This window comes from Ensifer sp. CCNWLY38, assembly GCF_037120565.1.
GTDB lineage: Bacteria > Pseudomonadota > Alphaproteobacteria > Rhizobiales > Rhizobiaceae > Ensifer > Ensifer adhaerens_H.
The window spans coordinates 409,239-419,026 of the sequence record NZ_JBBBBO010000006.1 but is presented as its reverse complement, the minus strand read 5'-3'; the positions used below and the strand labels follow the sequence as shown (position 1 = coordinate 419,026).

9 protein-coding genes are annotated in these 9,788 nt (G+C 64.9%); 1 reads left to right on the top strand and 8 read right to left on the bottom strand.

Translation table 11 applies throughout. The features are described from left to right. The first annotated feature begins 292 nt into the window (after positions 1–292). Complete coding sequence (locus V7S54_RS16020; RefSeq protein WP_065376680.1) at positions 293–1,657, top strand: FAD-binding oxidoreductase; 1,365 nt, start codon at positions 293–295, stop codon at positions 1,655–1,657. Between the two features lie 64 nt (positions 1,658–1,721). Here V7S54_RS16020 and V7S54_RS16015 read toward each other — a convergent pair whose 3' ends face one another. The 8 genes from V7S54_RS16015 to V7S54_RS15980 form a co-directional block, all read right to left on the bottom strand. Further along, complete coding sequence (locus tag V7S54_RS16015; protein ID WP_065376679.1) at positions 1,722–2,231, bottom strand: RES family NAD+ phosphorylase; 510 nt, start codon at positions 2,229–2,231, stop codon at positions 1,722–1,724. Then, positions 2,231–2,602: an antitoxin Xre/MbcA/ParS toxin-binding domain-containing protein gene (locus V7S54_RS16010; protein WP_065376689.1), complete on the bottom strand. Its 372-nt coding sequence runs from the start codon at positions 2,600–2,602 to the stop codon at positions 2,231–2,233. Before V7S54_RS16010 ends, V7S54_RS16015 begins: the two co-directional genes overlap by 1 nt. Before the next feature lie 72 nt (positions 2,603–2,674). Next, positions 2,675–3,460 (bottom strand): crotonase/enoyl-CoA hydratase family protein, encoded by a 786-nt coding sequence (locus V7S54_RS16005; protein WP_065376678.1) that lies wholly within the window; start codon positions 3,458–3,460, stop codon positions 2,675–2,677. Then, a complete protein-coding gene (locus V7S54_RS16000; RefSeq protein ID WP_065376677.1) occupies positions 3,457–4,326 on the bottom strand; it encodes a hydroxymethylglutaryl-CoA lyase in 870 nt (289 codons plus the stop codon). Before V7S54_RS16000 ends, V7S54_RS16005 begins: the two co-directional genes overlap by 4 nt. Beyond that, positions 4,323–6,311: an acetyl/propionyl/methylcrotonyl-CoA carboxylase subunit alpha gene (locus tag V7S54_RS15995; protein ID WP_065376676.1), complete on the bottom strand. Its 1,989-nt coding sequence runs from the start codon at positions 6,309–6,311 to the stop codon at positions 4,323–4,325. The genes V7S54_RS16000 and V7S54_RS15995 overlap by 4 nt, the downstream gene beginning before the upstream one ends. A 15-nt stretch (positions 6,312–6,326) precedes the next feature. Beyond that, complete coding sequence (locus V7S54_RS15990; protein ID WP_065376675.1) at positions 6,327–6,710, bottom strand: RidA family protein; 384 nt, start codon at positions 6,708–6,710, stop codon at positions 6,327–6,329. A gap of 9 nt (positions 6,711–6,719) precedes the next feature. Continuing rightward, complete coding sequence (locus V7S54_RS15985) at positions 6,720–8,327, bottom strand: carboxyl transferase domain-containing protein (RefSeq protein ID WP_065376674.1); 1,608 nt, start codon at positions 8,325–8,327, stop codon at positions 6,720–6,722. Positions 8,328–8,373: 46 nt separating this feature from the next. Then, complete coding sequence (locus V7S54_RS15980; RefSeq protein WP_065376673.1) at positions 8,374–9,537, bottom strand: isovaleryl-CoA dehydrogenase; 1,164 nt, start codon at positions 9,535–9,537, stop codon at positions 8,374–8,376. Positions 9,538–9,788 lie beyond the last annotated feature (251 nt).

Here is a 9,788-nt window from a genome sequence, read left to right as displayed (position 1 = left end):
CCCGAACGCGCCGCCGCCGGCGACCACAGCCGCATCGCCTTCCGGCCGACAAAGTGGAAACTCTTCCGCGACAACAGGCAAGAGACCCAAGAGGGAAAGACGGAACAGCAGGAGGTCGAGGAAACCGGCGAGACGGAAACCTTCGAGCTTGCCCGCACCGGCACCTGATCTCACCGGCCACCACACGCCGACGAAGCACGCTTGAGCTTCGTCGGCTGATTTCGGTTTGCTTCGATTTGCGCTAAGCAGGGACGCCCGCGGCCGACAATGGCCGCGGAAACGGGAGAAGCGCATGACGATCGTTGACGACCTGAAACAAGCCCTCGACGACATCGTCCTGACCGGAACCGAGATCGGTGAACGCCACCGCAGCGACGCCAGCCTCACCGGTCGTGATCTGCCAAAGGCCGTGATCCGACCGACAAGCAGCGAGGAGATCTCCGAAGCCCTTCGCCTTTGCAACGCGAGCGGCCAAGCCGTTGTCGTCCAGGGCGGTCTGACCGGGCTTGCCGGCGGCGCCAATGCCGGCGGCGACGCGGTGGTGATCTCGCTCGAACGTTTTACCGGCATCGAGGAGATCGACCCGCAGGCAGGAACCATGACGGTGCGTGCCGGCACGCCGCTCGAGGTGGCCCAGCGCGCTGCAGAAGACGCCGGCTTCCTGTTGCCGATCGATCTTGGTGCCCGCGGCTCGTGCCAGATCGGCGGCAATCTCGCCACCAATGCCGGCGGCATCCGTGTGCTGCGCTATGGCGTGACACGCGACAACGTGCTCGGCCTCGAAGTCGTGCTGGCCGATGGGACTGTCATCTCGTCGCTCAACAAGATGATCAAGAACAACACCGGCTACGATCTCCGGCAGTATTTCATCGGCTCCGAGGGAACGCTCGGCGTAATCACCCGCGCGGTCCTCCGTCTGCGGCCGCTGCCAGCCGGCCGGCTGACAGCGCTCTGTGCCCTCGGCAGCTTTGATAATGTGGTTGCCTTCCTCACACATTGCCAGCGGCGCCTGCCGGGGCTCTCGGCCTTCGAGGCCATGTGGCAGAACTATTTCCGCTTCAACGCCGAGGCGGAAAAGCAAAAGCTCTTTGATGAAATCCCGCCTTTCGCCGTGATCGTCGAACAGGATCTCCTGGGTGACGACAGCGAGCGCGATGCGTTCGAGGCCTTTCTCGGCGAGGCACTCGAAGCCGGCATCATCAGCGATGCGCTGATTGCCCAGTCGGAGAAGGAAAGCCGCTCGTTCTGGAGCATCCGCGAGGGCCACGCGATGGACCAGCTCCTGCCCGCGCTGATCAACCTCGACGTCAGCCTGCCGATCGGCGATATCGGCCGCTTCGCCGCGGAATGCGATAAGGCGCTTTCCGCGCGTTTCCCGGTCGCCCACGTCTCCTTCTTCGGCCATGTCGCCGACAGCAACCTGCACATCGCCTTCTCGCAACCGGACAGCGACGCGGAAACGCCGCACATTGTCGACGGCATCGTCTATGAGATCGTACGACGTTACAAAGGTTCGATATCGGCCGAACACGGCATCGGCACGTTGAAGCGCGATTTCCTCGACCATTCGCGCAGCCCCGCCGAGCTCGAACTCATGCGGCGGATCAAGCACGCGCTCGATCCAAACGGCATCCTCAATCCCGGCAAGGTGCTCTGAAGCAACTCCAGGAAAAGTGTGAAGCGGTTTTCCGTCCGGAGTTGCGCCTTTCAGAGAGGCGGCTTCAGAGCCAGGAAGCCGGTGTCTTCGGCAGACGCCCCTCGGGATCGATGACCTTCAGCTCGGGGCCTTCACCTTCGTTCCAGCGCCAGAGCGCGACGCAGGTGCCGCCGGGCGACATGAACGACGGATAAATCAGGCCAGCGAAGCCTTGGGCGCTGAGCTCCGCCTGCAGGCGGTGCGTCTCCGGCACGTGACCTCGATCAAGCGCGTCGCGCCATTCACAACGGTGGATATCCGCGGTGACACCGAACACGGCCAGTTCATCCGCCGTTGTCACGTCCGCGAGCCGCGCATAGCGCAGTTCGAGCTGCGCGATCAGCGCCGGGTGTTGAACGAATCCCTGATTGTATTCCGCCCAGGCAGTGGAGAGTTCGCGGGCCGCATAGATCGTCGGCGTCCCAACTGGATTCCACCGCCCGCCGAAGCGCGCAGCACCCTCACCGGAGAGCGGCGCATGTGCCCAGCGCGGGACATAGGCGCGCCACAGGCGCACCGGCTCGCCTCCCGCCATCAGGCGTAGACACCGGAACGCACGGCCTCGAGATAGGCGAGCACCTTGTCGGCCTTGCCTTGGCCGACAAGGTCATAGGCCGTCTTGCCGGCCCAGCCGGGGATCGGCTGGTGCTTGAACCAGATGACGGCGCGGCTGTCGTCTCCCGCCATCTCGCCGACCATGGCGAGGATGCGCACGACGTTGCTCAACGCCGCATCGACCTTGCGGGCGCTGGATTTCGCCGTCAGCGTGTTGCGCGCGACCCCGATCAACTTCGCCAGTTCCGCAAGCGTCACGCCGAGGCGATCGGCGACCAGCCTCGCGGAGAGGAAGGAGGAGTGGCTCTCGCCGTAGTGGGCGGCAGAAACATTGAAACTGACAGCAGCCATGGCACGATCCGATCTTACATTGATCATCTTACGATCAAAATAAGCTCAAATAATGCCCATTTCAAGGATGGTCTATTGCCGCCAGGATGGCTCGCGCTTGTCAAAGAAGGCGCCGACACCTTCGCGAGCCTCATCGGATTCCCAGCAATCGGCGAGCTGCTCGATCGTCGCGGCAATGGTGTCCCCGGTGATCGGTGGTCCAAGCGAACGGGCCAACCGTTTGGCCCGCCCGGTCGCCTCGGGCGCCACTGCCAGATAGGGTTCGATCTCCGTTTCGACCGCCGCATCCAGGGCATCCGTCGCAGCAACGACCGTGGCCAGCCCCAGGGCTTTCGCCTCATCGGCGCCGAACAGGCGGGCGGACATGAACAGCGGCCGCGCCTTGCCCTCGCCGATGCGGGCGACGACATAGGGGCTGATGGTGGCCGGGATCAGGCCGAGACGCGTCTCGGTCAGCCCGAACTTCGCATCGGTCGACGCGACTGCGGCATCACAGATGCTCATGAGGCCGACGCCGCCGCCGAAGGCGTTGCCGTGCAGGCGGCCGATCACCGGCTTGGCGATCTCGTTCAGCGCCTTGAACATCATCGCCAGCCGCGTCGCTTCGGCGATGCGGGTCGCCCGATCGGCATCGAACTGCTCACGCATCCAGCCGAGATCGCCGCCGGCGCAGAAGCTGCGGCCTTCGGCTTCCAGTATGACGACCCGGACCGAGCGATCGTCCGAAAGCGAATAAGCGACTTCGGTCAGTTCGCCGATCATTTTCGCCGACAATGCGTTGTGCTTCTGCGGTAGTGCCAGCGTCAGCCGCGCGACGCCGCGTGCGTCGGTCGCGACCCGGATCGTTTCGAAGGTCATGATCTTGTCCTCAAGGTCCGCGCGAAAGCGGCCGCCTGTTCGAGCTTCGCCGTGTCGAGGCCAGTCGAGAACCCCATGCCGGTGACGAAGGCGTTGACGGCGAGCGTGTCGACATTGCCGGCCGCCCCAGGCGCATAGGGACATCCGCCGAGACCGCCGGCCGAGGCATCGAAGACCCGCAAACCGCGGTCGAGCGCCACGGCGATATTGTCGAGCGCGCGGCCGGACGTATCGTGAAAGTGTCCGGCAAGCCGCTCGGACCGAATGCGCTCCAGAACCGGCACCAGCATCGCGTCCACCGCCTCCGGTGTGCCGCGACCGATCGTGTCGCCGAGACTGATCTCATAGCAGCCGAGATCATCGAGCAGTCCGGCGACATGGGCGGTACTGGCCGGCGCGATCGCACCCTCATAGGGGCATTCGACCACACAACTGACATAGCCGCGCAGCAAAAGCCCGCGCTCACGGCAGGCGTCGGCTATCGGGCGAAACCGCGCGATGCTTTCGGCGATCGAGCAGTTGATGTTCTTCTGCGAGAAGGTCTCGGAAGCCGAGGCGAAGATCGCCACCTCGTCGGCGCCGGCTTCAAGTGCTCCCTCGAGCCCGCGCATATTGGGCGTCAGCACGGCGTAGCGCGTACCCGGTCGCCTGATAATGCCGGCCATCACCTCGGCCGCGTCGGCCATCTGCGGCACCCATTTCGGACTGACGAAGCTCGTCACCTCGATCCGCTCGTAGCCGCAGTCGGATAGCAGATCGACGAGGCGGATCTTGTCGGCGGTCGCAACCAGACGGCTTTCATTCTGCAGCCCATCACGCGGCGCCATTTCGACGATCGTCACGTGCTCAGGCCCCGCTCCGCTCATTCCGCGCTCTCCGCCTGGAGCATCACCAGCACGGCGCCGGCGCTCACCTGTTCGCCTTCACTGACCAGTACGCTCTCGACCACGCCGGCGCGCGAGGCCGACAGTGTGAGTTCCATCTTCATCGCTTCCATGACGGCGAGCGCCTGCCCCTTTTCGACCGCGTCGCCCGGGCGGACCCGGACGAGCTTGACGATACCGGGCATCGGCGCCGACACCTCGTCGTCGGCGACCTCGCTGGAATGACCGCTGCCAAGCGCGTCGGGCAGGCGCAGGGCGTAAGTGTCACCGTTGAGGAACAGGGTGATCTGCTCGCCTTCGCGCAGGAAGCGGAACTCATGCTGCGCGCCGGATATTTCGGCGCGAGCGCCATCGGTGAACCGGTCGAGGATCACCACAGGCAGAGCCGCTGTTCCGGTATGGACCGCAAACTGGTCGCGGCCGCGGGCAGCGAGCGTCACAATCGCCCGTCCGCCTGCGTGCTCTATCGTGACGTTCCTGCTGGCGTCGCCCCAGATCTGCCAATGGCCGAGTGACGACCACGGATCGGCAGATCCATCCGGCAGCAGGGCGCCGGTGGAAACGATCGCCGCCAGCGCCAGCGCCGCATCGCTTGGCGCCTTCGTTGCCGTGAGCTGATCGATCGAACGGTCGATGAGGCCGGTATCGGGATGCCCGGCGCGAAAATCCGGCTCGGCGGCAAGACGCGCCAGAAAATCGAGATTGGTAACCGTGCCGCCGATGCGGCAAGTCCTCAATGCGCTTTCGAGCTTTGCCAACGCTGCCGAACGGTTCGGGCCATGAACGATCAGCTTGGCGATCAGCGGATCATAGAATGGCGTGATCCGGTCTCCCTGCCGCACACCGGCATCGACACGCACGCCATCCTCCGGAAAGCTCAGCGTCGTCAGCCGCCCGGTCGCCGGCAGGAAGCCGCGGGACGGGTCTTCCGCATAGATGCGGGCTTCGAACGCCCAGCCGTCGATGCCGATCTCGCTCTGGCGCTTGGGCAGCGCTTCGCCGGCGGCGGCGCGCAATTGCCACTCGACGAGATCGATACCGGTGATCGCCTCCGTCACCGGATGCTCCACCTGCAAACGGGTGTTCATCTCCATGAAATAGAACTGGTCCGGCCAGAGCCCATCCGTCACGTCAGCGATGAATTCGACTGTGCCGGCACCAACATAGCCGATCGCCTGCGCCGCCCGAACCGCGGCATCGCCCATGGCGCGCCGCACTTCCGCGGTCATGCCGGGGGCCGGCGCTTCCTCGATCACCTTCTGGTGGCGGCGCTGCAGCGAGCAGTCGCGCTCGAAGAGGTGCAGGATATTGCCGTGCCGGTCACCGAAGACCTGGACTTCGATATGCCGGGGTTTCGTCAGGTACTTCTCGATCAGCACCGAGCCGTCGCCGAAGGCGGCTTCCGCCTCGCGCCGCGCCGCCTCGAGTGCGGCCGGAAACTCGGTGGCGCTGTCGACGCGACGCATGCCTTTGCCGCCGCCGCCAGCGCGCGCCTTGATCAGCACCGGATAGCCGACACTCACCGCTTCTTCCGCGAGGAAGTCGGCATCCTGCCGCTCGCCGTGATAACCGGGGACGACCGGCACACCGGACTGCTCCATCAGCGCCTTGGCGGCATCCTTCAGACCCATGGCGCGGATCGCCCGCGCCGATGGCCCGACGAAGGTGATCCCGGCCGCCTCGACTGCGTCGGCGAAATCGGCATTCTCCGAGAGGAAGCCGTAACCCGGATGGATCGCATCCGCACCGACCGCGCGTGCGGCGGCGATGATGCGGTCGGCCGATAGATAGCTTTCGAGTGCCGGCGGCGGGCCGATGCGGATCGCTTCGTCGGCAAGTGCCACGTGCAGCGCGCCGACATCGGCATCGGAATAGACGGCGACCGTACGGATGCCGAGGCGCTTGGCGGTGCGCATCACCCGACAGGCGATCTCACCGCGATTGGCAATCAGGAGTTTGGAAAACATCGGCATCCTCGGACCCTATCGCGCAGCGATCACATCGATTTCGAGCAGCCAGCCGGCGTCGAAAATGCCGGCGATCGCCACGGTCATGGCGGGTGCGAGCGCACCCAGATACTCCTGACGCGCCGCGCGGTTGGCCATGGTGTGCTGGCGGTCGGCAAGCAGGACCGTCACCTTGACGATATCGGACTTCGTCATACCCGCCGCCGTCAGCTGGGCGTCAATGTTCGCCCAGACCTGGCGCGCCTGTGCCTCGAAACCCTCCGGCAATGCGTCTTCGGCCGTCAGCGGCACCTGGCCGCTGACAAAGAGCAGGCGCTCGAAATCTTCAAGGCGCACGGCCTGCGAATAGCCGCCGCGCGGTTGAGGTGCATTCTTGGCGTTGATGTTTTCGCGCTTCATCAGCTCATCCTACATCCTGAAGAGGCCGAAGCGCGTGTCTTCGATCGGCGCGTTGAGCGCTGCCGAAAGCGACAGGCCCAGCACATCGCGCGTCTTGCGCGGATCGACGACACCGTCGTCCCAAAGTCTTGCCGAGGCATAGAGCGGATGGCTCTGGCGCTCGAAGAGATCGAGGATCGGCTGGCGGAAACGCGCCTCCTCCTCTTCGCTCCAGGGCGTGCCCGCCCGCTTCAGCGCCTCGCTGCGCACGGTCGTCAGCACGCCGGCCGCCTGTTCACCGCCCATGACAGAGATACGGCTGTTCGGCCAGGTCCATAGGAAGCGCGGCGAGAAGGCGCGGCCGCACATGCCGTAATTGCCCGCGCCGAAGGAGCCGCCGACCAACATGGTCACCTTCGGTACCCGCGCCGTCGCCACCGCCGTCACCAGCTTGGCGCCGTGCTTGGCTATGCCTTCCGTCTCGTACTTCCGCCCGACCATGAAGCCGGTGATGTTCTGCAGGAACACGAGCGGAATTTTGCGCTGGGCACAGAGCTCGACGAAATGCGCGCCCTTCAGTGCGGATTCGGAGAACAGCACGCCGTTGTTAGCGATGATGCCGACTGGGATGCCATGAACATGGGCGAAGCCGCAGACGAGCGTCGTGCCGTAGCGCGCCTTGAACTCGTCGAAACGGGAGCCGTCGACGACGCGGGCGATGACCTCGCGGATATCGTAGGGCGTGCGCAGATCGGAAGGCACGATGCCGGCAATTTCCTGCGGATCGTAGAGCGGCGGCTCGGGTGTCGCGAGTTCGACCGACAGCGGCTTGTGCCGGTTGAGCGCGGCGACAGCGCGGCGCGCAAGCGCCAGCGCGTGGGCGTCGTCACGCGCCAAGTGATCGGCCACGCCGGAAAGGCGGGTATGCACATCGGCGCCGCCGAGATCCTCCGCGGAGACGACCTCGCCGGTCGCAGCACGGACAAGCGGCGGTCCGGCGAGAAAGATCGTACCCTGGCCCTCGACGATGATCGTCTCGTCCGACATGGCAGGCACGTAGGCGCCGCCGGCCGTGCACGATCCCATCACCACAGCGATCTGCGGAATGCCGGCAGCCGACATGTTGGCCTGGTTGTAGAAGATCCGGCCGAAGTGATCCCTATCCGGGAAAACCTCGTCCTGGTTCGGCAGATTGGCGCCACCGGAGTCGACGAGATAGATGCAAGGCAGATGGCTTTCCGCGGCGATCTCCTGCGCACGCAGGTGCTTCTTTACCGTCAGCGGATAGTAGGTGCCGCCTTTGACCGTCGGATCGTTGCAGACGATCATGCATTCGCGGCCCGACACCCGGCCTATGCCGGTAATCAGCCCGGCCGCCGGCGCATCGCCATTGTACATGCCGTGCGCCGCCGTCATGCCGACTTCGAGGAAAGGCGTTGCGGGATCGATGAGGTTGGCCACCCGGTCGCGCGGCAGAAGCTTGCCGCGGCTGACGTGGCGCTCGCGCGCGGCATCGCCGCCGCCGCCGGCCGCAAGCTTCACGGCCTCCTCAACCGTCGAGATCGCCTCGGCCATGGCCGCCTGATTGGCCCGGAACGTTTCGGAGGACGGTGAGATGTGAGATTTCAGAACGGTCATGAGGTCCTCATTGGATCGAGTTCGGCCGCTTTCGTCTCATCCCGCTCTAGCTCGTCTCGGTGAACAGTTCCCGGCCGATCAGCATGCGACGGATTTCGCTGGTGCCGGCACCGATCTCGTAGAGCTTGGCGTCGCGCAGCAGACGACCCGCAGGGTAGTCGTTGGTATAACCGTTGCCGCCAAGCGCCTGGATCGCCTCGAGCGCGAGCGCCGTCGCCTTCTCGGCCGCGTAGAGTATGCAACCCGCCGCATCCTTGCGCGTCGTCTCGCCACGATCGCATGCCGCCGCCACCGCATAGACATAGGCGCGTGCCGCATTTGCCGTCACATACATGTCCGCCAGCTTGCCCTGCATCAGCTGGAATTCGCCGATCGCCTGGCCGAACTGCTTGCGCTCATGCAGATAGGGGACGACGACATCAAGGCAAGCGGCCATGATACCGAGCGGACCGGCCGACAGCACCACGCGCTCGTAGTCGAGCCCGGACATCAAAACGCGGACGCCGCCGCCGATGGTGCCGAGCACGTTTTCCTCGGGCACTTCGCAGTCTTTAAAGATCAGCTCGCAGGTGTTGGAGCCGCGCATGCCGAGCTTGTCGAGCTTCTGTCCGGTGGAAAATCCGGCATAGCCTTTTTCGACCAGGAATGCGGTGATGCCGCGCGGACCTGCCGCCGGATCGGTCTTGGCATAGACGACGAGCACGTCGGCGTCCGGGCCATTGGTGATCCACATCTTGTTGCCGTTGAGCACATAGCGGTCACCGCGCTTGTCGGCCCTCAGCGTCATCGAGACGACGTCCGAGCCGGCGCCGGGCTCCGACATCGCGAGCGCGCCGACATATTCGCCGGAAATTAGCTTCGGCAGGTAACGCGCCTTCTGGTCGTCATTGCCGTTGCGGTTGATCTGGTTGACGCAGAGATTGGAGTGGGCGCCGTAGCTGAGGCCGACCGAGGCCGATGCGCGGCTGATCTCCTCCATCGCCACACAATGGGCGAGATAGCCCATGCCGGCACCGCCATGCTCCTCGCCAGCGGTGATGCCGAGCAGGCCGAGTTCGCCCATCTCGCGCCAGAGCTGCATCGGAAATGCGTTGTTGCGATCGGTTTCATCCGCCAATGGCGCGATGCGGTCCATTGCGAAGCGTCGCACGCTCTCGCGCAATGCGTCGATGTCCTCGCCAAGCGCGAAGCTCAATCCGCCCTGAAACATGTTTATCCTCCCATCGTGCCTGCCGCGCGGTCTCCTCCCACAGCGGCCGTACGATAACGCTCCATCCTCTACGCGGATCGCGGCGAATGCAATGATATCAACGCCGCGACATGGCCGGACGATAGCACCGCGTTCCGCTAATTTCCTTCCAAAGAGGGGCGAAGCCAAGCACGATATGAAAATCCGGAGGCGCCCGCCGATTGCATCCTGTGCGTGAAGCGGTCACCGGGCGCTCGCGCCGCCGCAGCCGG

Excerpts from the sequence above, each read along its gene's own strand:
- V7S54_RS16020 (WP_065376680.1), top strand. The coding sequence starts at position 293 with ATGACGATCGTTGACGACCTGAAACAAGCCCTCGACGACATCGTCCTG.
- V7S54_RS16010 (WP_065376689.1), bottom strand. The coding sequence starts at position 2,602 with ATGGCTGCTGTCAGTTTCAATGTTTCTGCCGCCCACTACGGCGAGAGC.
- V7S54_RS16005 (WP_065376678.1), bottom strand. The coding sequence starts at position 3,460 with ATGACCTTCGAAACGATCCGGGTCGCGACCGACGCACGCGGCGTCGCG.
- V7S54_RS15995 (WP_065376676.1), bottom strand. The coding sequence starts at position 6,311 with ATGTTTTCCAAACTCCTGATTGCCAATCGCGGTGAGATCGCCTGTCGG.
- V7S54_RS15990 (WP_065376675.1), bottom strand. The coding sequence starts at position 6,710 with ATGAAGCGCGAAAACATCAACGCCAAGAATGCACCTCAACCGCGCGGC.
- V7S54_RS16015 (WP_065376679.1), bottom strand. The coding sequence starts at position 2,231 with ATGGCGGGAGGCGAGCCGGTGCGCCTGTGGCGCGCCTATGTCCCGCGC.
- V7S54_RS15980 (WP_065376673.1), bottom strand. The coding sequence starts at position 9,537 with ATGTTTCAGGGCGGATTGAGCTTCGCGCTTGGCGAGGACATCGACGCA.
- V7S54_RS15985 (WP_065376674.1), bottom strand. The coding sequence starts at position 8,327 with ATGACCGTTCTGAAATCTCACATCTCACCGTCCTCCGAAACGTTCCGG.
- V7S54_RS16000 (WP_065376677.1), bottom strand. The coding sequence starts at position 4,326 with ATGAGCGGAGCGGGGCCTGAGCACGTGACGATCGTCGAAATGGCGCCG.